Annotated in this window: 27 protein-coding genes; 13 read left to right on the top strand and 14 right to left on the bottom strand. The window is 53.4% G+C overall.

All coding sequences use genetic code 11. From position 1 onward, the window contains the following. Window positions 1-16 precede the first annotated feature (16 nt). Together QW772_06160 and QW772_06165 are read right to left on the bottom strand one after the other, a co-directional pair. Complete coding sequence (locus QW772_06160; protein MEM0038490.1) at window positions 17-619, bottom strand: lysine exporter LysO family protein; 603 nt, start codon at window positions 617-619, stop codon at window positions 17-19. Window positions 620-625: 6 nt separating this feature from the next. Next, complete coding sequence (locus QW772_06165) at window positions 626-904, bottom strand: hypothetical protein (GenBank protein MEM0038491.1); 279 nt, start codon at window positions 902-904, stop codon at window positions 626-628. A 96-nt stretch (window positions 905-1000) separates the two neighbouring features. Here QW772_06165 and QW772_06170 point away from each other — a divergent pair, with 96 nt between their 5' ends. The 3 genes from QW772_06170 to QW772_06180 all read left to right on the top strand — a co-directional run bounded on the left by QW772_06170 (window position 1001) and on the right by QW772_06180 (window position 3418). Beyond that, window positions 1001-1738 (top strand): ABC transporter ATP-binding protein, encoded by a 738-nt coding sequence (locus QW772_06170; GenBank protein ID MEM0038492.1) that lies wholly within the window; start codon window positions 1001-1003, stop codon window positions 1736-1738. 172 nt (window positions 1739-1910) lie between these two features. Beyond that, window positions 1911-3158 carry an ORC1-type DNA replication protein gene (locus QW772_06175; GenBank protein MEM0038493.1) on the top strand — a complete coding sequence of 416 codons (1248 nt, stop codon included), beginning with the start codon at window positions 1911-1913 and terminating at the stop codon, window positions 3156-3158. After that, the gene (locus QW772_06180) at window positions 3158-3418 is read left to right on the top strand and encodes a winged helix-turn-helix domain-containing protein (protein ID MEM0038494.1); all 261 of its coding nucleotides are present in this window, start codon (window positions 3158-3160) and stop codon (window positions 3416-3418) included. Before QW772_06175 ends, QW772_06180 begins: the two co-directional genes overlap by 1 nt. Window positions 3419-3420: 2 nt before the next feature. Here QW772_06180 and QW772_06185 read toward each other — a convergent pair whose 3' ends face one another. The 3 genes from QW772_06185 to QW772_06195 all read right to left on the bottom strand — a co-directional run bounded on the left by QW772_06185 (window position 3421) and on the right by QW772_06195 (window position 6235). Further along, window positions 3421-4836, bottom strand: a complete 1416-nt coding sequence (locus tag QW772_06185) for a replication factor C large subunit (protein MEM0038495.1) — start codon at window positions 4834-4836, stop codon at window positions 3421-3423. Beyond that, entirely contained in the window at window positions 4823-5839 is a 1017-nt protein-coding gene (locus QW772_06190) for a replication factor C small subunit (protein ID MEM0038496.1), read from the bottom strand. The genes QW772_06185 and QW772_06190 overlap by 14 nt, the downstream gene beginning before the upstream one ends. A 105-nt stretch (window positions 5840-5944) precedes the next feature. Continuing rightward, the gene (locus tag QW772_06195) at window positions 5945-6235 is read right to left on the bottom strand and encodes a TRAM domain-containing protein (protein MEM0038497.1); all 291 of its coding nucleotides are present in this window, start codon (window positions 6233-6235) and stop codon (window positions 5945-5947) included. Between the two features lie 400 nt (window positions 6236-6635). Here QW772_06195 and QW772_06200 point away from each other — a divergent pair, with 400 nt between their 5' ends. From QW772_06200 to truD, 5 genes are read left to right on the top strand one after another with little or no spacing between them, the layout of a single operon-like run. Then, a complete protein-coding gene (locus QW772_06200) occupies window positions 6636-6908 on the top strand; it encodes a hypothetical protein (protein ID MEM0038498.1) in 273 nt (90 codons plus the stop codon). Further along, on the top strand, window positions 6859-7317 hold the full coding sequence (locus tag QW772_06205; GenBank protein MEM0038499.1) for a hypothetical protein: 459 nt from the start codon (window positions 6859-6861) through the stop codon (window positions 7315-7317). Before QW772_06200 ends, QW772_06205 begins: the two co-directional genes overlap by 50 nt. Window positions 7318-7319: 2 nt before the next feature. Beyond that, window positions 7320-7652, top strand: coding sequence for a hypothetical protein (locus QW772_06210; protein ID MEM0038500.1), 333 nt, complete (start codon window positions 7320-7322; stop codon window positions 7650-7652). Between the two features lie 4 nt (window positions 7653-7656). After that, window positions 7657-8013: a peptidyl-tRNA hydrolase Pth2 gene (gene pth2, locus QW772_06215; protein ID MEM0038501.1), complete on the top strand. Its 357-nt coding sequence runs from the start codon at window positions 7657-7659 to the stop codon at window positions 8011-8013. A gap of 18 nt (window positions 8014-8031) precedes the next feature. Then, window positions 8032-9252, top strand: coding sequence for a tRNA pseudouridine(13) synthase TruD (gene truD / locus QW772_06220; GenBank protein MEM0038502.1), 1221 nt, complete (start codon window positions 8032-8034; stop codon window positions 9250-9252). Between the two features lie 337 nt (window positions 9253-9589). On the opposite strand, the gene QW772_06225 is transcribed toward truD, so the two are convergent. The 5 genes from QW772_06225 to lysW/argW all read right to left on the bottom strand — a co-directional run bounded on the left by QW772_06225 (window position 9590) and on the right by lysW/argW (window position 13456). Continuing rightward, window positions 9590-9925 (bottom strand): YbjQ family protein, encoded by a 336-nt coding sequence (locus tag QW772_06225; GenBank protein MEM0038503.1) that lies wholly within the window; start codon window positions 9923-9925, stop codon window positions 9590-9592. Between the two features lie 274 nt (window positions 9926-10199). Next, window positions 10200-11270, bottom strand: a complete 1071-nt coding sequence (locus tag QW772_06230; protein ID MEM0038504.1) for a M20/M25/M40 family metallo-hydrolase — start codon at window positions 11268-11270, stop codon at window positions 10200-10202. Then, the gene (locus tag QW772_06235) at window positions 11239-12405 is read right to left on the bottom strand and encodes an aspartate aminotransferase family protein (GenBank protein MEM0038505.1); all 1167 of its coding nucleotides are present in this window, start codon (window positions 12403-12405) and stop codon (window positions 11239-11241) included. The genes QW772_06230 and QW772_06235 overlap by 32 nt, the downstream gene beginning before the upstream one ends. Window positions 12406-12407: 2 nt before the next feature. Beyond that, entirely contained in the window at window positions 12408-13274 is an 867-nt protein-coding gene (gene lysX / locus QW772_06240; protein MEM0038506.1) for a lysine biosynthesis protein LysX, read from the bottom strand. Then, the gene (lysW/argW, locus tag QW772_06245; GenBank protein MEM0038507.1) at window positions 13262-13456 is read right to left on the bottom strand and encodes an alpha-aminoadipate/glutamate carrier protein LysW/ArgW; all 195 of its coding nucleotides are present in this window, start codon (window positions 13454-13456) and stop codon (window positions 13262-13264) included. Before lysW/argW ends, lysX begins: the two co-directional genes overlap by 13 nt. A gap of 195 nt (window positions 13457-13651) precedes the next feature. On the opposite strand from lysW/argW, the gene argC reads away from it, so the two are divergent. The 4 genes from argC (at window position 13652) to QW772_06265 (ending at window position 17885) form a co-directional block, all read left to right on the top strand. Then, window positions 13652-14704, top strand: a complete 1053-nt coding sequence (gene argC, locus QW772_06250) for an N-acetyl-gamma-glutamyl-phosphate reductase (protein ID MEM0038508.1) — start codon at window positions 13652-13654, stop codon at window positions 14702-14704. Between the two features lie 9 nt (window positions 14705-14713). Next, entirely contained in the window at window positions 14714-15514 is an 801-nt protein-coding gene (locus QW772_06255; protein MEM0038509.1) for a [LysW]-aminoadipate/[LysW]-glutamate kinase, read from the top strand. Next, window positions 15511-15939 (top strand): HTH-type transcriptional regulator LysM, encoded by a 429-nt coding sequence (gene lysM / locus QW772_06260; protein ID MEM0038510.1) that lies wholly within the window; start codon window positions 15511-15513, stop codon window positions 15937-15939. The genes QW772_06255 and lysM overlap by 4 nt, the downstream gene beginning before the upstream one ends. Before the next feature lie 242 nt (window positions 15940-16181). Further along, window positions 16182-17885, top strand: coding sequence for a thiamine pyrophosphate-binding protein (locus tag QW772_06265; GenBank protein ID MEM0038511.1), 1704 nt, complete (start codon window positions 16182-16184; stop codon window positions 17883-17885). Window positions 17886-18131: 246 nt separating this feature from the next. Here QW772_06265 and QW772_06270 read toward each other — a convergent pair whose 3' ends face one another. Then, window positions 18132-18407 carry a hypothetical protein gene (locus QW772_06270; GenBank protein ID MEM0038512.1) on the bottom strand — a complete coding sequence of 92 codons (276 nt, stop codon included), beginning with the start codon at window positions 18405-18407 and terminating at the stop codon, window positions 18132-18134. Between the two features lie 241 nt (window positions 18408-18648). On the opposite strand from QW772_06270, the gene QW772_06275 reads away from it, so the two are divergent. Continuing rightward, window positions 18649-19041 (top strand): tripartite tricarboxylate transporter permease, encoded by a 393-nt coding sequence (locus tag QW772_06275; GenBank protein ID MEM0038513.1) that lies wholly within the window; start codon window positions 18649-18651, stop codon window positions 19039-19041. 317 nt (window positions 19042-19358) lie between these two features. Here the strand turns inward: QW772_06275 and QW772_06280 are convergent, their stop codons facing one another. The 3 genes from QW772_06280 to QW772_06290 form a co-directional block, all read right to left on the bottom strand. Further along, a complete protein-coding gene (locus tag QW772_06280; protein ID MEM0038514.1) occupies window positions 19359-20402 on the bottom strand; it encodes a hydroxyacid dehydrogenase in 1044 nt (347 codons plus the stop codon). 54 nt (window positions 20403-20456) lie between these two features. Further along, on the bottom strand, window positions 20457-21668 hold the full coding sequence (locus QW772_06285; protein MEM0038515.1) for a PLP-dependent aminotransferase family protein: 1212 nt from the start codon (window positions 21666-21668) through the stop codon (window positions 20457-20459). A gap of 64 nt (window positions 21669-21732) precedes the next feature. Next, entirely contained in the window at window positions 21733-23682 is a 1950-nt protein-coding gene (locus QW772_06290; GenBank protein ID MEM0038516.1) for a TRAP transporter large permease subunit, read from the bottom strand. Between the last annotated feature and the right edge of the window lie 31 nt (window positions 23683-23713).

Below are 23713 nucleotides of genomic sequence, written 5' to 3' on the forward strand. Positions count from 1 at the left end.
AAGTGTTAGCGTTGATTCAGTTTGAGAGGAGAGTGATCGCAGGTATTAATACCGGCACCATGACCGTCAGCAACATGCCGTGGACGAACGCCATGACGCCCACCTCAGCACCGCCCACGGAAGTTATTAGGGGCAGCGTCGTGTCCATGGTGGTAGCCCCGCCCACACTCACCGATGAGTACCTCCACCTCCTGGCGAGTAACGGGTAGGTGAGGTACGTGTAGACCTCCCTCAATACGTTGGACACGTATCCGAGGAACCCTACGTACGGATCAATGTTGCCCAGGTACGTTCCTGTGAAGCTGTACCAACCCATGCCGGCAGCTATTGCTAACGAGTATCTCAATGAGAAGCCCGTCAGCAGGTGGGTCACTAGCCCGCCGGTGAGGGAGCCGGCAACCGTTGCCAGGGGCATCACTAAGCTCCATAAGGTCCTCCTCCTAACGGTGCGGAGGACGCTGTCGAAGTCCAGGCCTATCGTGACGCCTGTTATGAAGATCAGTCCCAGAAGAACCGTCCACACCAGCTCCTCAGGAGTTCTGAAATCGAGCGCCAGCCCGGCCAGTATCCCCAGAACGAAGACGACTGAAACCCATGAAACCCACACATCCCTGCCCATGACACCTCAACCTCTGACAATGACGTACGCAACCGCCAGACTGAGGGCTGTGGGGATTGCTGAGAACATAAGTACCGTGAGTAAGACTTGAGCGCCGCTGGACAGCATGTCTGGCAGCACGTCAGCCACCCTCAATCCTATCATGAAGACTAGAGTGTAGGTCATGAGGAGGGCGATCCCCCCTAGCCTGCTCCTCAAACTGTCCTTCAACGAACGCCTGCGGGAGAGCGCGTTGATTGAAACGCCTACGATTATGCCAGCACACAGCGCTACTACGACTTCCAAGCCAGCACCCTTGTCCTCTAGACGCTTTCAGCGTTTTAAGCGTTAAGGCGTTATAGTTTTTATTGCTGAGCTCAGCGATTAGAGTAGATGTGGCTGATGAGCGCCCGGAGTACTGACGCGATAATGAGGTTGGAGGACGTTTGGAAGGCCTACAGAGTGGGTGATATAGTCACCTGGGCGTTGAGGGGCGTTAACTTAAGCGTTGAGAGGGGGGACTTCATCTCCATCATGGGTCCTTCAGGCTCCGGCAAGACGACGTTGCTTAACATACTCGGCCTGCTTGACAGGCCCACTAGAGGCAGGGTATATATAGACGGTGTTGAGGTCTCCGGCCTGAAGTCAGATGAACTGGCTAGACTTAGGAACAGGAAGATAGGGTTCGTCTTCCAGCAGTTTAACCTAATAGCTCGGATGACCGTCTACGAGAACATAGAGCTATCTCTAGTGCCTGCGCGGGTCTCGACGTCCAGGAGGCGTGAAATGATCTTAAGGGCTCTGAAGTCCGTCGGGGGTGAGGAGGGGTGGCTTGTGAAGAAGCCGACTCAACTTTCCGGCGGGCAGCAACAGAGGGTGGCTATAGCTAGAGCACTGGTGAATAACCCGGAGATAATACTTGCTGACGAGCCGACGGGGAATCTGGACAGAGCGTCGGCTAAGGTTGTGTTGGAGACCTTTCTTAAACTCAATAGAGGGGGTCAGACAATCATAGTAGTTACTCACGACCCCGAGGTAGCGAATTGCACTAATAAGATCCACCTAATCAGGGACGGCGTGATAGTGGAAACCAAGAAGTCTGAGAGGAGCTTATGTATAGCGCTTAAGGAGGCTCCGTAGGTAGAGGGGGTCTGAGCGTCCTGACGCACCTCGCGTAGAACATGCAGACCTAACTGTTTGCTGAGGGCCCCCGGCTCGTGAGCGGGTTCACATCTTGCCGAGTCAGGGGGGTCGGGTCGCGGAGGACTTAAATACAACCTAACGCATATCCTACTTTAGGTTAAGCAGAGAGATGAATGAATTACGCGAATTAATCGAGAGTGAGATTAGGAGGCCCTCCGTCTTCATTGATGAGTCAATCCTGTACCCTGAGTATGTGCCGCCCGTGATAAGGCATAGGGATGAGCAGCTGAGGCAGTTGGTCAGGCTTTTCAAGCCGGTGGTCCTGGATCCCGGAGCGACCAGCGTTAAGGCCCTCCTAGCAGGGCCTGTAGGCACTGGGAAGACCGTGACCGCGTCAGTGTTCGGACGTGAGATGGCCAGAGTGGCTGAGAAGAAAGGCGTTAACCTGAGGTATGTCCACGTTAACTGTTCTAAATCCAGAAACCTTGTAGGCGTCATGAGGGAGGCTAAGGGGATGTTAGGGCTACACATACCTGATAGAGGTCTCTCCTCGAATGAGTTGTTGTCGATTTTTCTCAGGATGTTGGACAGGGAGAACATGCACATAATAATGACGCTCGACGAATTCGATTATTTTCTGGGCGTCGCCCCGCCGGAGGATCGCTACTCCTTACTGAGGCTTTACGACATATTCCAAACTAGCGTTAAGAGGGTGAGCATGCTCTTCATAGCCAGGGGCTCCCCGGCCGGCGTGTGGTCGAGGGTGGATACGATGACCGGTGGTTACTTGATGAAGAACTTGATATCGTTCGAGCCGTATAGGGCTGTTGAACTGCATGCGATACTTAAGGATAGGGTGGAAAGGACCTTCTACGAGGGAGTTGTTAGTGATGAGGTACTCGACCACATATCCAGGATGTGTGGTTATGATACGGGTGGCGACGGAAACGCTAGGAGGGCGCTGGCGATCCTGCACGCTGCCGGCAAGCTGGCTGACAGGGAGTTCGCCGAGGGGAAGACCAGCAGAGTCACGATAGAGCATGTAAGGCAGGTTATTGGCCACGAATATCCGGCGCTGATAGATCTGCTGGATTCACTGCACTATCTCGGGCTGCATGAACTTCTGGTGCTTAAGGCAGTGGTGCAAGCGCTTAAGGAGAGCGGTCTGGAGTACGTCCCCATAAGCATAGTTGAATCTACCTACGAGAGGATCTGCAATGAGGTTGGTGAGACGCCTAAGAAGCACACCCAGCTCTACATGTGTCTGATGGACCTCAAGCAAAGGGGTTTAATACTGACCAGGAGCTCTATTAAGGGGAGGAGGGGCAGGAGCACCTACGTGGGTTTCGGGATGGCGCCCTTGAACGAGACCCTCCAACGACTTGATGCGGTAATCAAGCAGGTGAAGGTGGTCTAGTGAACAATTCCCTCGAGGACGTGTTGCTGAGCAGGGCTAGGGTTAGGGTACTTAAGATAGTTTTCAGCAAGGGTGAGGCAAACATAAGCCAGGTGGTTAGGGAGACGGGCCTCAACCATAAGCTGGTTTCCAAGCACCTGAAGCACCTAGTTGACGCAGGCTTGGTTGAGGAGGTTAGGATCGGCAGGCTCAGGCTCTTCAGGCCTAACTGGCTCAACCCTAAAGCCAGGATAGTTGAGGAGTTGATTAACATACTCTGAACTCACTTCCTGGAGAACGCGTCCAACCCACTCCTCCCTGGATGATCTGCTCTACCAACTGGCTTGCTGATGTTGCCGCGGGCCCTAACTCCAGCCTGATTCCCGGACCCCTCAGCCCGTGATCTAAGCATCCTCCTCAACTCCTTGACTTTAGCGACTACTTCATCACCCCTCTCCCGTGAGAGGTATTTGATCATTGCGTCTGTGAGGTTCAACGTTATGGCTAGTCTTGCTGCAACGTCCACATTCGTCTCGAAGATCGCTTTAACGTAGGGCAGAACCTCCTTCAAGACCTTGGCCTTAGAGGTGTGTACGTGCGCCCCTATCGCTTCCGCTATGCTCTCCCTCAACACCCTGGCCTCCTTGGTCTGGGACATCAGCCTTATCTTCTCGGGGAACTGATAGCTAACCCACCTGTACTTAGACTTGACATCATTCTTCGGTGCAAGAGCAACCCCAGCAGTCATTAACTCAGTGACGTATGCGAGGAGATCCCACGAGTTTGTCCTGACTATCCGCCCCCTGTAGACGTCGGCCTTAGCAAGCACCTCATAAGCCCTCCACAAGTCCTCAGGGTCTGTGAACTGCCTCGGAAGGTTTTCGTTTATCCACTCCATCAGTGTGTCCGGATCCAGATCCGTCTGGGTTGCGTTTAGCCTGGCCTGCCAGATGTACTTGGATGTGAAGATATTACGCACGACCTCAAAGGGCTCCAACACCCTGTCCCTAGTCCTCAGTATCTGCTTAGCCAACTCCTCAGTAACTTTACCGGCGCCCTCAGCAACCGCTTCCAGATCGTTTATCGCAGACCTCAAGTCACCCCCGGACTTCTCAGCTATAAAATTAAGCGCTCCCTCATCGCAGGTTAGACCCTCAGAGGAGCATATCCTCCCAAGAACGTGGACGACGTCCGATTTCCTCAGTCTCCTGAACCCGATGAGCAGCGACGCTTCCCTTAGAGGCCTCAGCCTGAGATCCCAAGGGTTGTTAGCGATCATGACCACCGGGTTCTTGGTAACCTCCAGGAGGTCGAGGATTGCCTCAATAGCTCCTGCGTCAACAGCGCCGGTGACGGTTAGGCCGTCTATCTCGTCCAGGAGGATTAACCTCCTCTCGGCGAAAAGCCCTCTCTGCACGCTGGCCAGTCTAGCCACCCTCTCAATGTCCTGAGCCCTCCTGTAGTCGCTGGCGTTCATCTCAACCAACTGCAGCCCGTACTCCCTGCAGAGGGCCTCGACCACCGAGGTCTTCCCAGAGCCGGGCGGGCCGTGGAGGAGTGCTGCCTTCCTCTCAGCCCTTCCAGCAAGCCAGTCATCAAGCCACTTCTTGAGAGTCTCCACCGCCTCCTTCTGATTCACGAAATCGCTGAGTTTCCTAGGCCTGTACTTGACGACCCAAGGAACCTTACTTGCCGACACGTTTAGGCGTTACCCCCATCACCTTCTTCCCAACGGCCGTTAGTTTAGCCAGCAGAGCGTCAAGCTGAATCTCCTCGTCAGCGCCCTCGACCAACCTGAACTGAACCTCACCCACATAGTCGACCAGCTCTATCTTCAAATCCTCGGGAAGTTCAGTGTCTGATGAGGTGAGCTCCCTATGGATCTGCTTGAGGACGTCAATACCTGAAAGGCCGTAGGTGATCATTAAGTTCCTTAAGATCGTCCTCGCTTTCATGAAGTCACCGTTTAGGGCGGTCTTAACCATCTCCCTAACCTCCTTCGGATGCGCTAGGCCGACCACCTTATAGACGTTGGAAACCGTTACCTCACCCAGCGTCGCCGCCGTCTGCAGGATGTTTATCGCCTTCCTCATGTCACCCTCGCTCAGATCGTGTATCGAGTCCAGCGCGTCCTGAGCACACTTAACACCCTCCCTAACGCATATCCACGAAAGCCTCCCAACAACGTCCTCCCTGCTTAACGGCACGAATCTGAATACGGCGCACCTGGACTGGATGGGCTCGATGATCTTACTAGGGTAGTTGGCGATCAAGATAAATCTCGTTACTGCGACATACATCTCCATGAGCCTCCTCAACGCCTGCTGAGCATCGCTGGTCATGTTGTCGGATTCGTCCAGCACAATCAGTTTGAACGGCACGTTCCCGTGCATCTTAGTTCTGGCGAACTCCTTCACCTTAGTCCTGATCACGTCGATCCCCCTTTCGTCCGAAGCGTTCAGCTCAAGTAAGTACGGCCTATAATCACTCCCGTATAGGTCGTGGGCGAAGGCGTGCGCTACCGTAGTCTTGCCTGTTCCCGGGGGGCCTGCGAAGAGCAGGTGTGGTGTGTTCCTCTCCCTTATGAACTGCTTGAGCCTCAGTATTATCTCCTTCTGATTCACCACCTCATCCAGCGTTTTAGGACGATACTTCTCGGTCCATAGTAGCTCAGCTAGAACCCTGCTTGAGTCTTCACTCAACTCAGGCACCCGATTTATTATCTGAGGAGCCAGCCTTATAACGATTTGGCTTAACGGGGCTATGGCACACCTTGAGCTCAGCCCTCACGCGCGGTCGGGGAGGCTCTACTTCCTAGAAATCCCCAGCCTCTCCGTGACTGACGCATGGAGGACGTCGTTCTCAATCTTCTTCACTACCACCCTTACCTTCTCCCCTAGAACAGCCCTCGGCACCACCACCTTTAAGTTGTTGTGATACCCTATCCCCCTCCCCTCACCGTCAACCTCAATTATCTTCACCACCAACTCGTCCCCTACTTGGGGATTAGACCTGGATCTACCGCTTTTGTCATAGTATATGCTGAAGCGCTGAACGTTTACTGAGTATGGGTCAGAATACTTCCTGTACTTAGTCATTCATTCCACCTATCCCACCTAAAGGTACGTACATGACTTCTACACACTATAATTAACGTGTTTAAGGTTTATAAACCGTGAGCCCTAAGGCCTGCCCGCGTTGAGGTGATTCGAGGCTTCGGCCCTATAGTCAGGCGATACCGTCCGCTACGTTGTTCTTGTCCGTGATTGCTTAGGCCCCGCGTGCCGGTTCATCGCAATCCCCCGAACCGGGAACACTGGAACGACCGCTGATCCTTAAGCCTAATTGACCTCGGACAGGCCTTTCATAGCCCATCAAGTCATCGCCCTTCACCCCAGCCCTCATCCCCGGCTAACTGCAGCAGGGAACTCCCGACACCCCAGTGTTGGATGCGTAAGTTATAATACTGTTAGCAGTTAATCTAGAGGGTGTGAGCGTTTGGTTACAGTGGTAATTCACGTGGATAAGGACGGTGCTAAAGTCGGTTTCTACGACGAGGAGGGTAAGTTGAGGGATTCGGCGGACCTCAGGTCGGGACGCAGGATCGTCCTGGACTTCAGGGGGGTTAACGAGGTCCGGGTGACTCCCTACAGTTTCTCAGAGGGTGTTGTGGTCGTGATTAAGGATTTCAAGGAGTTCAAGACTATGGAGGTCGGAGGAGTTGAGGAAGCCGCTGGAGTTGAGGGTGGAGAGGTCGAGGAGCCGGAGTAACCTCCACAAAAGAACATCCCTCTACATGGTGATGAGCAAGAACTGTGACAAGGCCAACTATACAGTCGTTGAGAAGGTGGGTGTGAGACCTGCTTACGCAGTCGGGAATGCTGAGCTGCATAAGGTAGCGGTGCCCGAGGACTCCTTCGCCGTCCAAGCGACCTTCACGCTCAATCCAAGGAACAGAGTGAGTGGTGAGATCATAGTGCTTGACCCTGAGGGAAGACGACTTTCCAGGGCCGTCTACAGGAAGCTCAAGGTCAGGGTGCTTGAGGGCGGTGATCCCTTAACTCTAAAGATGCTCAAGTGCTTATTCGACTCCCTGAAGCTGTTGGTGAAGAAGTACAGCGTGCTGCACCCCGTCAGCCGTTTAGGAACACCTTCAAAGCGCTATAGGGAGGTTCCATAGCGATGCTATCTCCGGAGGAGATGAGGGTCAAGCTACTCGACCAGCTGCGGAACTTGGGCTTCGGCATATTGACGGCGTCCGAATATCAGGTCGCGAGCAGGCTGCTCACAATCGCCGGGGTCCATAGGGACGTAATCGTCAGGAGAGTGCCACAAACCCAATACTACGTACTCGAAGTCGATAAGAGGTCGTTCATATCAGAGTGCAGGAACCTGGCCAGGAGGAACGAAGTCACGAGCGTGAGCCTCCTAATCACCTGCGTCGAGAGTAAGAAGGCAGAGACCCTGGGTAGGATCATGGAGAAGCTATCTCAAGCCAGGTTTGAGGGTGTCTAATCAGGTGTTCAGATTCAAGCAGGTTATATTGGTACGCATGGACCTTGAGATGAGCAAGGGCAAGCTGGCCGTGCAGGTGGCCCACGCATCGGTCACGGCCTTCATGGAAGCTCTTAAGGCCAGGAGGGAGTGGGCTGACGCGTGGGTTAGGGAGGGGCAGAAAAAGGTGGTCCTCAAGGTGGCTGATCTGCAGGAGCTCACTACCTATTATGAGGAGGCGAGGAGGCTGGGGCTCCCGGCCTCGATGATTGCTGACGCAGGGCTCACGGAACTCCCTGAAGGCACGGTGACGGCTGTCGGGATAGGGCCGGCTCCTGAGGATCTGGTCGACAGGGTTACTGGCAATCTGAAGCTCCTTTAGGAGGGCCGGGTTACGTCGATGAGCCTCGCGTTCTCAGAGCACTGGCTCGACAAAGTTGTGGGCATTCTCCTCTACAGCAGGCCGGAGTTAAGGCTCGGCGAGAACGTAAGGTTCTTCAAGAGTGGGGACTTCTTCAAGGTCTACGAGATCGACGCTGAGGGCGTCCAGGCAGTACCGCCTAACCCTTCCTCAAGCGATGGAGAGCCCTTCACCTGCAGAGGGGGTGAGGTACTTCGGTATGTCCTCTGTAAGGAGGGGTTCTCAACACCTGAGGCCGTCGGGCACATATCTGCGCTCATGGAGGCTGAAGTAGCATATGCTGGTATTAAGGACTCTGAGGGACTCACGTGCCAGTTCATAACGGTTAAGTGCAGGCCTGGAGCGAGGCGTGAGGCCTACTACGAGCTACTTGAAGGCAGGATTAAGCTGTTTCTTCACGGCCGCGCCGACGTCATGCTTGGGAGGGGCGATCTAGGCGGCAATCGCTTTGAAGTAACTCTGCTCGGGGTCAACGCGGGCGACATCGCAAAGTTGGAACGGCTGAGGAACAAAGGAAGTGATATGAGTTTCCTTAATTACTACGGGCACCAGAGGTTCGGCACTAGAAGGCCTGTAACCCACCTTGTAGGTCGGGCCCTGCTGGGAGGGGATGTTGGAGAGGCTGTTGAGCTAATACTTGGCAAGCCCTACCAGAGCGAATCGCCGAGAGTGGTTGAGGCTAGGAGGGCTTATGAGAGGGGGGACTTCAAGGAATCGCTGAAGCTCTTCCCAAGAAGTTTTAGGGTTGAGAGGCTCTTGCTGGGGGAGCTACTCAAGGGAAGGAGGGCTGAAGAAGCCTTAAAAAGAGTTGACGAATGGCTTCTCAGGATGTACGTAGAGGCCTACCAGTCCTACCTCTTCAATACATCCTTAAGCAAGTTAGCAACGGACTTTGGAGGGGTTGACGAGCTAGCGAGCGCGTGTGATACGCTTCCAATACCCAGACCCGGCTTGAGGGTGCTGGACAGGTGTTCCCAGGAATTCATCGCGGCCGTTGAAAGGGAGTTGGAGATGATCGATGATACAAGTGCGTACACTAAGTACCTAAACAAAGGCAACCGTGAAGCGACGTTCACACCGCAGAACCTCACGATGGCGGTGAATGAGGACGTAGTGACGTTAAGCTTCACCCTGAAGCCATCAACATACGGGACTATACTCATACGCGAGTTGATTACCACACATCGCCTCCTGCATTAGATAATACCCAGCTAATCCTCACCGGTCTAACGAGCGCACACGTGGATAGCTAGAGGAACAACTACATCTCTGGCTAAAGTCTCGTTAAGACTTCGCTAGAGTACCTAAGATGATGACAAGCACCCGGACAGTGATGCGGGCTTTGCCCCAAGCTCAGGACATGAAGAGGTGTCTACTGATATGGTCTGCAGGCATCGCGGAACACAGGATTAAAGCACGATGCATTCCAGCAAGGTCCATAACAGCCTAATGTAGGGGCGGCAATGTTCAAAGCTAGATGCTCATCCCTAATGTCTGAGGCGGGCCGCTTAAACCATAATATTCAAGAAGACATGAGTTACTCAGGCTCCACCAAGACGGCAGTCCCGTAGGCAACCATCTCCGCCGCTCCACTCATTATGGAAGACGTTGCAAACCTAACTCCTAGAACAGCGTTCGCACCCATAGCTTTAGCTTTCTCAATCATTCTGGAGAGTGCTTCATTTCTGGAGGACGCTAGAAGTTCCGTATACTCCACTATCTCTCCGCCGGCCAGGTTCCTTAATGCAGCCACTATATCCCTACCTACGTTCCTAGCCCTGACGGTGCTGCCGCTAACTATACCTAAAACCTTCTTGATCCTATAGCCGGGCAACGTCTCGAGCGTAGTAACCAGAAAATGAGCCTCGGACACAGTTTCACCTACTAAATTTAGGTCTCTACTCCTTAAAATGGAGCTTAAATCGTGCAGAGTTGAGCTTAAATGCTTGAACCGGTTTTACCCACCTTAGCGAGACACACGCTTCCATTACACGGAGGTTCCTACAGTTGGAAGCCCCCGCCCCTCATAACACCGTTGCTCTTCGCGCTGTTTCTGGCCGCCATAATAATTGTTGGAAGCCCCCGCCCCTCATAACCGAGAGGTCGGCGTGGATTTAGCGTGAAGTCCTAGGCAGTAGGTGGAGACGCTACGGGTTACTGCAGTAGTCGGTTATCGTGTCCCGGTAGATTCTGGCGCCTAGTTCCAACTCCTCGATGCTTATTTCCTCACGGTCTGTGTGGGAAAGCTCCGACCTTCCAGGCCCGTAGCTAACTATATTGCTGGTTAGTCCTGCCAGCAGATTCATGTCGCTGGTGCCGAGCTTGAGGACAGGCGTTGGTTTCAGGTTGTTTCTTATGATGGCCCTCACCAAGGATCTGACTATTGGCGCGTTGACGCTCACCTTGACGGGTGGTGTTTCATCATCTATACTGTAGACGCACCTCTCATACCCGTTGGAGAGGAGCTCCACTAACTTACCCTTGACGGCATCCAACCCTAACCCCACTGGAACCCTTATATCTACTAGGGCGTCGCACTCCCTCGGTATGACGCTGAAGGGCATACCGCCCTTGATGTAGTTCATGCTGAGACTTAAGTTCGGGATTGAGCCAAGTAGCGATTTGAGGTCTAACCACAGTCTCATTAACTCCTCAATTGCCGAGACCCCCTCGCTAGGATTCGATGAGTGACCACCACTACCCAAGCACTTAAGCTTTAGTTTGATGGTACCTCTATAACCAATGACTACTCCGTCACACCCTGACGGTTCGCCGACCACCACTGCCGTTGGCTTAGCTCCGCCGGAATTCAGGACACTCATTAATGCCCTGGCACCCGGGCTCCTGCCCTCCTCACCCACTAGCGCTACTACAGTAACTCTGCATCTATCGTCCACGTGCTTGAGAGCCTCTAACGCTCCCACAGTGATCGCCACCAACGGGCCTTTAGCGTCCACCGCACCCCTGCCTCTGAAGACTCCACCCTCATAATCTACTGGCAGCTCGCCTGCAACTGTGTCTATGTGCCCAGCGAGTAATACCCACCTACCCCCGTTGCCATGGTCTATGATTGCGTTGCCTGCGTGGTCGGCGTGCGCGTCAACGATGTGTAGGCCATTCACGAAGCTTATATACCTCCTGACAGCCGCCTCCTCACTGCCGGTAGGGCTGTAGGTCCTGAGCAACTCAAGCATTAACTCTTCTAGCAACCTCCTCATCTAGACACCTGTCCATGGCTGAGGCTATTGCCGAGACGTCCTCGTCGTTAATGAGGTATGGAGGCAGGAGCCTAACCACGGTGTTCCCTGCCTTCAGCGCTATCACTCCTTCCCTCTGTAGACACTGGATGACGAATTTGGGATCGAACCTCAGCTCCACCCCGACCATCAGTCCGACACCTCTGACATCCCTGACCACTCGGGAGTCGCTGCACACCTTGCCCAACTCGCTGAGTAACTTACTACCTACAGTGCATGCTTTGCCAGCCACGTCTTCCTCCATCAGCACTTCAGCGGCGGCCTTAACCGCGGCTAGCGCTATGGGGTTACCGCCGAAGGTGGTTCCGTGATCACCCTCACCTAACTGAGGGCCTACGTCTTCCCTGAGCAATGCTATTGACACAGGTACTCCACCACCTATCGCCTTACCAATCAACATCACGTCCCCATAGACTCCGTACATGTCTGAGGCCCACGTGTATCCAGTCCTGCCACAACCTGTCTGAATCTCGTCAACTATCAGGAGAGCCCCCCTGCTCTCGGTGACTTCCCTAAGTACCTTCATGAACTCCCGCGTCGCCGGGTTAATCCCACCCTCGCCCTGTACTGGCTCAACCACCACCGCAGCGATGTCCTCGGTCACGGTCTTCTCCAACGCGCCCACATCGTTGAACCTGGCAAACTCTACGTCGAGGAGGGGCTTGAAGGGTTCCCTATACCTAGGATTCCACGTGAGTGACAGCGCGCCAAACGTGCGTCCATGAAATGAGTTAATGAACGACACGAACTTAACCTTCCTCCTAACCTTTCTAGCGACCTTCAGGGCGAAGTCAACGGCCTCAGAGCCGGAATTCAGAAAGAACGCATAGGTGTAATGCTTAGGCACTATCCTCCCGAGAGCGACTAATGCCTCATCTCTGAGTTCATTGTCAAACGTTGCAGGTAGGGTCATTACCTTACCCAGTTGCTCATTAACCGCGCGAACTATCTTCGGATTCCTGTGACCTAGGAACGCCACCCCATGACCTGTATGACAGTCCAGATACCTGACGCCGTCAACGTCCCACACGTACTGACCCTCACCTCTGACGATCCTTAATCCCCTGGACGTGTAGAGGTTGAGCTGCTTGAGCATCACTACTCCCTCGCCACACTGATTAGGTGTTCCAGAACCTTACGCGTGAGGTCATAACCTGTGACGGCGACGGTGTTTCTGAACTCCGTGACGGCGTTCACCTCATCCACCACGTAGCCCTTCTCAGGGTGCTCGAATACGTCGATCCCAAGGAAGTCCCCCCCAACCGCCTTGGCAGCCCTCAGCGCCAGATCCTCGAGCTCGGGATCTATCTGGGCAGGCACCGCCTTACCACCCCTGGCTGTGTTCGTTATCCAATGGTCGCTGTACCTGTATATCGCTACAGGAACCTCCTCTCCCACGGTGAACACTCTAATATCTCTGCCGGGTTTCCTCACTAACTCCTGCACGTAATAGACGCTGTACATAGGGTTATGCATGAAGGACCTGTGCTCGACCACGGTCCTTAGATCCTCCTCATCATCCACTAGTGCGAGCAACTTACCCCAACTACCGTGTATGGGCTTAACCACGAAGGGGTACCGTAGCCCGTTCCCGACGATCCTATACACGGTATCGTGGTTGAATGTAACATACGTGTCAGGTGTCGGAACCCCGTTCCTAACGAGGAGTGATGTGGTCCAGAGTTTGTCTTGACATGTCATGATCGTGTATGATTTATTCATGACGTTAATGCCGTAAGATTCCATCAATATCGTGGACTCCAGTGAGTTGTAGAAGCTGACGGATCTCTGAAGCGCCACATCAACCTCACCTACACCCGTCAGAGACTTGTCGCCTACCTTACCGAAGACTGTTGGGACGTGGAGCGGTATGATATCTACACCGAGCTTCCTAGCTGTGTCTATGAAAGACTTTTCCTCCCATCTAAGGATATCGTAGAGGAGTAGTAGTCTTACTCCCCCCAATCCTCTCTAACACCCTCCAAAGGTTTTAACCCCACCAAATCACCATCCACAACTACCTCCAGTGTAATGCCGCACTCATGCTCAACTAACTCGCCGGGGAGGGCGTCGTCAGGCACGTTCACTTCACCACCGCAGACAGGACACTTAGCCATCATTGCTTGCACACCGACTTGAGTCTTCATGGTTCGGTAGTTAAAAACTTCGGTGCTGGGTTGGGTGCTGGTTGTTTGAACTGAATGCATGATTTCAAGACAAATCATCAAGAGTGCGGTGCGGAAACCGCACCACATATTCCTTGACTGGAACGAAGGATGCATGAGTACGTAGCTAATCACTTAATAAGCGTCTGCGGAAAGTAGCTAGCTTAGGGAGTTGGGTTGTCAGTCAGGGTTGGCGTGGTCGGCGCCTCTGGGTATACCGGCGGTGAGCTACTCAGGTTGCTCGCAACTCATCCGGAGGTCGAGGTGACGTACGTAACATCCAGGGAGTACGCAGGTAAACCCGTGCACTACGCCCACTTCAACCTCAGGGGATACTATAGGGGGTTGAGGTTCAGCGAGTTTAAGGTCGATGATGTAGTGAGTAGGTGTGACGCGGTGTTCCTATCATTGCCTCATGGCGTCTCAGTGAGCTACGTGCCTGAGCTGGTTGAGGCGGGTCTGAAGGTAGTTGATTTGAGTGCGGACTTCAGGTTGAAGGAGCCCGAACTCTACGAGATGTGGTACGGCTTCAGACACCCGTACCCAGATCTTCTTAAGAGGGCTGTGTACGGTCTGCCCGAGTTGCACAGGGACGAGTTAAGGAACGCCGACCTAGTAGCGTCACCAGGATGTAACGCTACTGCCGTAATATTGTCATTGATGCCCATTGCCAGGGCAGGTGTTGGAGATCTGAGTAGAGTCGTCGCCGATGTCAAGGTCGGTAGCAGTGAGGGTGGCTCCAGGTCTTCCCCTAGTTCGCATCACCCTGAGAGAGAAGGTGCTGTAAGGCCTTATGATGCTGAGGGTCACAGGCACGTGGCTGAGGTCGAGCAGGAAATCGCTCGACTCGCGGGCTGTGGGGTCGGGATCTCCTTGGTGCCTCACTCAGTGAGTAGTGTTAGAGGGGTTTTGACATCCACACACGTGTGGCTCGGCAAGGACATTGATGACGTGGAGATCATGAAGCTCTACATGCAGGCGTTCTCTAAAGAGCCCTTCGTCAGGTTCATTAGAACCGTGCCTCCCGGCTACCCGGACCCGAAGTACGTGGTAGGCAGCAACTACGTGGACTTAAGCTACGCCGTGGAAAGGAGGTTGGGGAGACTGACCTCCTTCGCGGCTCTGGACAACCTGGTTAAAGGGGCTGCAGGTCAGGCGATACAGGCGTTCAACGTAGTCATGGGTTTCGACGAGACTCTGGGACTCAGGCACCCACCACTCAAGCCTTAGGTGATGTGCATGGTGTACGTCGTTAAGGTTGGTGGTAAGGTGATTGACGGAAACCTGCACGGAGTTCTAGAGAGTGTCAGCAGGGAAGCCAGGCACAGTCAGATAGTGTTGGTTCACGGAGGCGGCAACGTGGTCACCGAGTACTGCAGGAGGGTCGGCGTAGAGCCCAAGTTTGTGGTGTCGCCTGAGGGCATCAGGAGCCGGTACACTGATAAGGACGAACTCGAGGTCTTCATAATGGTGATGGCTGGCAAGCTTAACAAGGAGATGGTCTCTGGTCTCATAGCAAGAGGGGTCAAGGCTGTGGGCACATCAGGCGTCGATGGGCCAACACTGATCGCGGAGAGGAAGAAGAGGATCGTGGTCGTGGACGAGAGAGGCAGGAAGAGGGTTATAGACGGTGGGTACACAGGAAGTATAATAGGTGTCAACACGAAGTTCATAGAGTGGCTACTCAGTAGCGGCTACACGATCGTCATGACTCCCGTAGCAATCGATGGTGAGGGCAACATGCTGAACGTCGATGCCGATCAGGTAGCTTGCAAGGTGGCCACATCCATTAAGGCGGACAAGTTGATGATACTGACTGACGTGCCCGGCGTTCTCTTAGGCGATGAGGTGATAGGGAACGTGAAGGTCAGTGAGATTGAGGACATACTACCTAAGGTAGGTGCTGGCATGAACAGGAAGTTGATGGAGGCTGTTAACGCGCTGGCGGGTGGTGTTAAGGAGGTAGTAATATCTTCAGGATTGGCGGAGGACCCGCTCAAGCGCGCGCTAGACGGTAAGGGAACGGTGTTAACTCCTTGAGGTCAGTTTTCCTGGATGAGACGGATCTGAAGATACTCAGCGTACTCAGGATGAACTCCAGAACATCGTATGCAGAGATGGCTAAGGAGCTGGGGCTGAGTGAGTCGGCAATACGTAAGAGGATCAGGAGACTGACTAGACTTGGAGTCATAAGGAGGTTCACCATAGACTACAGCATATCCAGTGAGGTTAGGGCGTTAATTCTTGTTAAGACGCAACCGCCAACGCCGGTGCCGGAGGTCGCTAGGAACTTAATGAAAGTCACATGTACGGATAGGGTTTACGAGGTGACTGGCGAATACGACATAGTGGTCGCGAGCATAACCACGGACATCCCAAGCCTGAATAAGTGCATAGACGAAATCAGGTCAGCTAAGGGAGTGACCTCAACTAATTCTATGGTGGTTCTGAAGATGTGGCCGTAACAATTTTTTGAGGTCAAATACGTTCGGAAGGGCTTAAGGTATGGCAACCGTTTCCATGTTTCAACTCAATGTCTGGCAACTGTTCTCAGGATGATGATAGCGGATTCATAAAAAAATCCAAGCTACACATCTAACAGCGTTTTGGACGTGCGCCCGCACGGTCTGGATTGATGGTTAATCTGAAAGAGGGGATTGTGGGTATAAATTAGGCTGGGGTGCTGTATTGTACTTGGGGTTTCGTCTTGAATGGAGCTAAAGCACTCCTGGAGATGCTCAGAGGGTATGACGTTAAGCACGTCTTCGGCCTTCCAGGTGAGACCACTCTCCCGCTTTATGCTGAGTGGGTGAAGTTCCCTGAGATCAAACACGTTATGTTCAGGGATGAGAGGAACGCGTGCTTCGCGGCAGACGGCTATGCCAGAGCGTCCTACAAGCCGGGTGTGTGTGAAGCACCGAGCGTTGGTGCAACCCACGTCATACCGGCGGTGGTCGAGGCGTATAAGTCATCACTACCGATGATTTTCATAACTACCGACACTCCCCTCTACTTGGAGAAGAGGAACGTGCTAACAGGCTTCGACCAGACATCCCTGTTCAGCGGTCTTACTAAGGAATCGCTGACGGTCCTGAGGGCTCAGGACATCCCCTTCATGGTCAGGAGGGCCTTCAGGGTCGCCACGACAGGGAAGCCAGGACCCGTCCACCTCAGAGTCCCGCTGAACGTTCTTGAGGAGGGGGCGGATTCCCCCGACCTTTACGTCCAGAGGGAATTCTCTAGATATCCTGGCCACAGATACACTGCCGGGGAAGACATCATAGCTAGGGCCGTTGACCTGCTCCTCACTGCCGAACGTCCTGTGATCGTGTGCGGTCAGGGAGCTCTTTACTCCCAAGCATGGGATGAGTTAGTCGAGCTGGCGGAGATGCTCGATATCCCGGTCGGCAGTACCATGACAGGCAAGGGTTGCTTCCCTGAAAACCACCCGCTCTCCATAGGGGTTGTAGGCGCTAGAGGAGGGACTAGTTTCTCCAACGAAGTGTTGAGAAGAGCTGACGTCGTCTTCTATGTCGGGTGCAATACTGACCAGGCAGTAACAGATGCCTGGACTCTACCGCCTTCGGAAGCTAAGATAATACACCTGGACATAAGTGAGGCTGAAGTTGGTAACACGCTGCGAACTGCAGTAATGCTGGTGGGCGACGCTAAGAGCACCCTAGGGAAAATGATTGAGGTGCTAAGGGTTAAGAATCTCAAAAAGGGTCCTGAGAGAGTTAAGGAAATAGAGGATGGGAGGAGATCCTACGAGGAGAAATTACGCACGTACACCCTGCATTCCGAGTACCCTATAAACCCGGTAGCGTTCGTGAAGATCTTAGAACAAGTCCTGGCCGGAGATTACATCATAGTCTGCGACCCTGGAGTGAGTGCAATATATACAGCAGCGTTCTTCAAGGTTAAGAGCGCGGGCAGGAGGATGATCTTTAACTACTCCATGGGGGCTCTCGGTTACGCCCTACCAGCGTCTGTCGGGGCGGCCTTCGCCAAACCTGATGCGACGGTAATTGCGTTGATCGGTGACGGAAGCTTCGGCTTCACCGCGGGCGAATTGGAGACCCTGTCTAGGCTGGGCGTTAACGTCAAGGTAGTCATCTTCAACAATCAGAGCTTCGGATGGATAAGAGCTTCCATACTTTTCCGATACGGCCCTAAGTACTTCGCGACGGAGTTCAAGCCTGTTGACTATGTAAAGATAGCTGAGGGGTTTGGGCTCAACGCCCTCCGAGTGGAGGGACCTGAAGAGGTGGAGGCTAAGCTTAGGGAGTTAATGAAGGTTGAGGGACCTGCGTTAATGGATCTACCGGTCCTACCGGAGGATAAGTTAGTGCCGCCGGTATCTAGCTGGGCGTCTAAAGCCGAGAAGCAGGGGATAAGATGCATTTACTGAATCCACCATCCTCATCACAAGCATGAATAAGCTCTTCAACGCGTCGGTCACTATGAAACGTTGAGGACTCTACTGCGAACGCGTAACAACCACTTTTATCTCCAACCCTTAATCCCAGCTGCTTGCCTGTTTTGACGTTATTATCGTAGCAAACGATGTTGATGTGGTTTGGTGCGTGTGTTTCGTCATACCCCCTGATAGTGCATACGGGGGCATTGTTTACGACGACCCTATCGTTAACCAGGATCACACCCCCCTAGTCACCTCAAAGAAGCAAAGATATGCGGCACCCCTAGCCGTACCACCAGGTCTTGCAGAAGGGTCTGCTGTAAGGATTAACTCATGGATTTCATACTTCCTCAATGCCCGCGAATGTGGAGCTATGAGGTTCAACGACCTCTCAGGCAATACGAGATCCATAACAGCGACGACCCTGCCTGCAATAGATCCTTTATCCGCGAAAGTTACGTCAGTGCTGATCTTGAACGAGGAATATGGATCCAAGCCCTGGCTACCCTTCAATCCCAATGCACCGCAGTTAAGGTACTGTCCACGTTTATAAAATCTCGGTTATCACGTACATGTCGTAATGTCGAAGTAATTCCATCCTAGGGTTCACCCGCGTGCAGGGCAGCTATGGCCACTCAAGTGGCATACGCTGAGGGGGTCAGCAGATCCAAACGACGCGAGGAGTACGGAACCGGGTCGGTGGAAGCTCTAGCATACACTCATGCTACGATAGGGGTTACCTCCCGGAGCGTTAATACCCATGCTGACGTTCGGGATGCCTGGGGATTCAGTAACTGCGGTGATACTGGGGGCATTCCTAATACACGGGCTCATCCCAGGCCCCACGCTGTTCTCTGAGCAGATGCATATGGTGTTACCTATGCTTGCCGCATTCCCGATAGCTTTCATCCTCTGCTACATAACCACGCCGATCTTCGGCCCCTTCGTCGGCAAGGTAATAGGGGTGAGGAAGGCTTTCCTATATCCATTCATCATGTTGGTATCGTTAACCGGTTTGTGGGTAATGACATACTCACCCACGCAACTGACGTTATGCGTTGTTTTAGAGGTAGTAGCATACCTGATTGAGAGGGGGCGCCTCCACAATATCGTTCTTCATGGGATACATGCTAGTGCCTCAGTTTGAACATCTATTCAGAATAGCTTGGATGGTCAGTAGAGCGGAGATCTTCATAAAAAGTCCTTATCAGCGCTGTTTATACTGCTCACACTTGTGTACACAGTATACGTGATACGCAAGTCAAAGAGCGGGTATTAAACCTACACACGTGCTGAAGCCGCGATCCCCCCATCAATGCCGCCGCAATTGAGGAGGGTTTAAGGGCCTCCATGAACGCAGGAGCTACATAGCTTCAGAACCCCTTACGAAGCGCTCTGTCGATACCTCACTATTAGCGTGAGGGGGATTTTAAAAGAGAACCTAGCGGAATTCGTGAAGGATATCTATAATAAAAATTCTTGACACTCTCGCAGGTCAGGGCGCTTGCCCAGAACCTCAGGGTTGGCTATGTTTACAGGCCTGCAGCCCATCAACACCCTCACGACGTCCTTATGCGCGGTCACGGTCTCCCTTTCGTAGGCTTCGTAAGTGCATGATGCGAAGTGAGGGGTAGCTATGACATTACTCAATTGCAGCAAGGGGTGGTCTTTAGGGAGGGGTTCTTTTTCGAACACGTCTAGCGCGGCACCGGCTATCCACCCCTCCTTCAAAGCCCTCACTAGGGCCTGCTCGTCAACTATGGCTCCTCGGGCCGTGTTAATAAGGTACGCTGTCGGCTTCATAAGCCTCAGCTCCCTCTCCCCCATCATGTGGTAGGTCACGGGCGAGAGTGCCGCGTGTATAGTAACTATATCCGATTCCCTGAGGAGCTCGTCCAGACTACCGACCATCACTATGTGAATGCCTCCGAGGGCCTCGCGCTGGACGTATGGGTCATAGCCTATTAACCTAACCCCGAACGACTGGAGTATCCTAGCGACCCTCCTCCCTATAGCGCCTAGTCCCACCACTCCAACGACTTTCTCCTTGAGCTCGCGGGTGAAGTTGCTTTTCTCTATAAGGAGTTCGCTCCTCCACAGGCCTTGCCTTAATGCCTGGTTTAGGAAGCATATCTTCTTAAGCACGCACAATATTAAACTGACTGTGAACTCCGCAACGCTGTCGGAGTTGGCTTCAGGCGAATACACGACCGGTATGCCTCTCTCAGTGGCTGCCTCAAGATCGACGTTGTCTGGCCCCGGCTTAGAGCCGTACTTAGCTATGACCTTAAGCCTCGGGCTACTGTAGATGACTCGACGGGATACCTTATGTTGAGAGGTTATTATGACGGCGTCGAAGTCCTTAAGCACTTCAGCCAGCGCCTCCTCATCATATCTGACCCCATGTTTCCCCACGATAACCTCGGCCACCTCCTCGAGGATCCTGTGTGATTCGGGCCACTCAGGCTCGGGTATGAATACCCTGAAGCTCTTTATGCAAACCACCACTAGTTTCGCAAGACCCGGCGTTAAAAAGCTTTACCTGCGAGAAACGGGTGGGGTTCAGCTCAGCCTCTTCCTAACAACCCTTCCTAAAGCCTCCACCCCACCTTCTATGTCCTCAACCGGCGGGTAGCTGAAATTCAGCCTCATAGTATTCGAACCCTCCTCATCCACGAAGAACTGCCGTCCCGGAATGTAGTACACACCCGCTTGGAAGGCCTCCGGAAGCATCTCCTCCGTATCCACGCTTTCGGGAAGCCATATCATTATGAAGAGCCCGCCGACCGGCCTCACCCACCTGCCCTCAGGCACGTGCTTCTCAAGCGCCTGCAACATGAGGTCCCTCTTAACCTTGTAGAGGCTCCTAGCCTTACTTATGACCTCAGCAACTATCCCCCTCTCAATGGCTATTCTCGATATGTACTGACTCAGCGAGGGTGTCTGAATGTCTATGAGTGCTTTCACACGCTCTAAGTGATTCACCAGCTCCTTCTTAGCTAGTATCCAGCCCACCCGCAGAGCCGGTGCAAGTATCTTGCTCATCGTGCTCAGGTAGATCACGCGGCCCTCCCGATCCAGCGTTTTAAGGGGGGTTACGTCCGCCTCCTCGTAGGTGAAGTATGAGTACGGGTCGTCCTCAACTATCAGGAAATCGTGCTCGCTAGCTAGCTCAATCAGATGCTTCTTCCTGTCAGCACTCATGGTGGCTCCAGTCGGGTTGTGGGCGACTGGAACCACATACACGAACTTAATTCTAGAGCCCGCTGACTTAAGTTCCTTAAGCCTACCCTCAAGAGCATCCACATCCATACCGTTCTCGTCCACCGGCACCCCAATCATCCTCGGGTTCGCCGTCCTGAAAGCATTTATCGCCGAGAGGTATGTGGGGTTCTCAACGGCAATGTAGTCCCCGGGGTTGATGAGCAACACCGAGACCAAGTACAGCGCTTGCTGCGAGCCCGTCGTCACTATGACCTCGTCATCTCCATCAACCCTGACGCCCCTATCCCTCATGAAGTTCTTCAGGACTTCGACAAACGTCCTATCACCCCTAGTTGAGCCGTAGAGCAACACCCTATCCCTATACTGAAGCATCACCTCCTTAGCTATCTCGCCCAACACCTCGTAAGGGTATATCTCAGGCCCCGGGTTACCGACAGCGAAGCGCACAACCTTCGCCGGCCTAACTCCCTCAAGCCTCCTGGCCGCCTCCCTGGTCGCGAGAGGTCTATAGTGCCCTGCCCTATCGCTTAGGAACCTCTCATACGACATTTTAATCACTAATATCAAGACCTTGCGTAGGACTTAAAAATACAGGTCATAGTTTTATGGAACTTCAGGCCTGCCGCGCGGCCTTCATGACCTTCCAAGCCCTCAGGAAGGCATATACCACTAAGGGCAGCGTTAAGACTAACCCCAATATCTCGTAGAGCCCTCGAGTGAATAACAACAGCGCCGAACTAACCACCAACAACGCCTTAAGAGCCACGTCTAAGATCTTTCTATGATGCAACGCCCAGTACGCGACCACCTCTATACCTATTATACCCAACGCCAGCTCAGCCCCCGTGAGAATCTGCTCTACCCCCGGGGCCAGCACCAGCTCCGGCTTGAGAGGGGTCACGGCGATTATCAGCGGCAATCCTATGCCCATCTTGACCAGCTCCTTCAGGACGGACGTGAACGAGACCTTAGCTATCCTTGATATTGTGGCCGCAGCCACGGACATAGGCGGCGCGAACTCTGCGTGGACGCCTATGAAGAAGGCCGTGAACTGCGCTGCCCAGGGCCTGATCCCCAACCTCATTAAAGCCGGGACGACCACAGGGTATACTATGACGTAAGTACCCAGGGGCGGGACTCCCATCCCGACTATGTATCCGAACGCGTACGACAGCAAGATCACTAGGTAGAGGTTTCCAGCACCTAAGCTGACTATCGCCGACCCCATCTTAAGGGAGAGCCCCGTAACGGTGAATAGGGCTTTGAGTATGCCTAAGAGCGCCAGCAGGAGGGTTAGGTTAGCCGTCTCGATGGAGAAGAACTCCAGAGCCTTAACAGTCTTCACACCTATATCCTTGATAACCTCCAGAGCCTTAAGCCTCCTACGGAAACCCACGAAGAGGTTTACAAAGATAACCGCCGCCAACACCACGCCCGCCGACCTTATCGCAGCGAGTGGTGCGTAGACCCAGGAAGCCATAAGCACTATGAGGACTAATATCCCGCTCGCGAAGAGAAGTACGTAAACGTAGTCCAGTAACGATAACCTCGAGCGGGTTGCCGTTGAACCGCCTTCAACACTGTCCGCCCTAACACTCTTCAACGATATGAAGTAAATAGCCGCAGCAAGGCCTGCGAAGAAGACCAGCGCGGGAACGAATCCCCTAATCATTACCTCGAAGTAGGGGACGCCGAGCGCGTCCGCCATGACGAACGCGGCAGCCCCCATCACTGGAGGCATCAGTTGAGCCCCTATTCCAGCTGCGGCGGCCATGGCGGAGGCCATGGCCAGCGGGACGCCTAAAGTCTTAACTATGGGTACTGTGAGACTCCCGACCGTGGCGGTCGCAGCGCCTGCACTTCCGGTAACCATCCCTACCGGAACCCCCACTAGTATGTTGGTTTGAGGTATGAGTTTAGGCGACCTAAGCTTCGAGAGGACAACTCTGTTGGTAGCCTCAACCAGGCCGAACCCGCTCAGTATGCCCACGAAGAGCATGAAAGCACTTATGACAGTCGTCGCGATTTGGGAGAGGCTCTCGAATACCCCTGTCGAGAAGTCGACACTCACCGCGGCTATGAGTCTTGAGTAGCTGAGTCCCGGATGGTTAAGTATTCCGGGGAAGTAACGGCCGTAGAGCACGTTCAATAGGAAGAACATGGTTATCGCGAATATAATCGGGTATTTAACGGCCCCGAACCACAGTATCACCACAGCTATCAACGCCCCCATAATGAGGTCTGTCTGGGTGTAGAACCCCATCCTAACGCTAACTAAGTCCCAGAAGTTCTCGTTTATGTAGTAGCCAGATAGTAGTGACAGCGCTATGAATACGATGCCGACAAGCGCGTTAGCATATAGATTCCTGACCTTCGGTATAAGGGGGTCCCTCCTGTAGAGAGACTCAATAACCCACACCACCACGGAGACTGGGACCATGATCACAACAAACTTTCTGGCACCCTCCCAGCCTGTGGTGAAGTAGTACAGGATTAGCACCGCATATATTATAATCAGCGCTAGCCGTGCGTACCTTAAGGCCCTCCCCAACAAGTTCTTCAAAACACATCACCTAATAGGGTTTGGAGCGAAA

This window comes from Zestosphaera sp. (assembly GCA_038727705.1).
In the GTDB taxonomy this organism is placed as follows: Archaea; Thermoproteota; Thermoprotei_A; order Sulfolobales; family NBVN01; genus Zestomicrobium.

Coding starts and splice junctions, on each gene's coding strand:
- QW772_06160 (MEM0038490.1), bottom strand. CDS start 619: ATGGGCAGGGATGTGTGGGTTTCATGGGTTTCAGTCGTCTTCGTTCTG.
- QW772_06170 (MEM0038492.1), top strand. CDS start 1,001: ATGAGCGCCCGGAGTACTGACGCGATAATGAGGTTGGAGGACGTTTGG.
- QW772_06175 (MEM0038493.1), top strand. CDS start 1,911: ATGAATGAATTACGCGAATTAATCGAGAGTGAGATTAGGAGGCCCTCC.
- QW772_06195 (MEM0038497.1), bottom strand. CDS start 6,235: ATGACTAAGTACAGGAAGTATTCTGACCCATACTCAGTAAACGTTCAG.
- QW772_06210 (MEM0038500.1), top strand. CDS start 7,320: ATGCTATCTCCGGAGGAGATGAGGGTCAAGCTACTCGACCAGCTGCGG.
- truD (MEM0038502.1), top strand. CDS start 8,032: ATGAGCCTCGCGTTCTCAGAGCACTGGCTCGACAAAGTTGTGGGCATT.
- QW772_06230 (MEM0038504.1), bottom strand. CDS start 11,270: ATGAGGAGGTTGCTAGAAGAGTTAATGCTTGAGTTGCTCAGGACCTAC.
- QW772_06235 (MEM0038505.1), bottom strand. CDS start 12,405: ATGCTCAAGCAGCTCAACCTCTACACGTCCAGGGGATTAAGGATCGTC.
- lysW/argW (MEM0038507.1), bottom strand. CDS start 13,456: ATGAAGACTCAAGTCGGTGTGCAAGCAATGATGGCTAAGTGTCCTGTC.
- QW772_06255 (MEM0038509.1), top strand. CDS start 14,714: ATGGTGTACGTCGTTAAGGTTGGTGGTAAGGTGATTGACGGAAACCTG.
- QW772_06285 (MEM0038515.1), bottom strand. CDS start 21,668: ATGTCGTATGAGAGGTTCCTAAGCGATAGGGCAGGGCACTATAGACCT.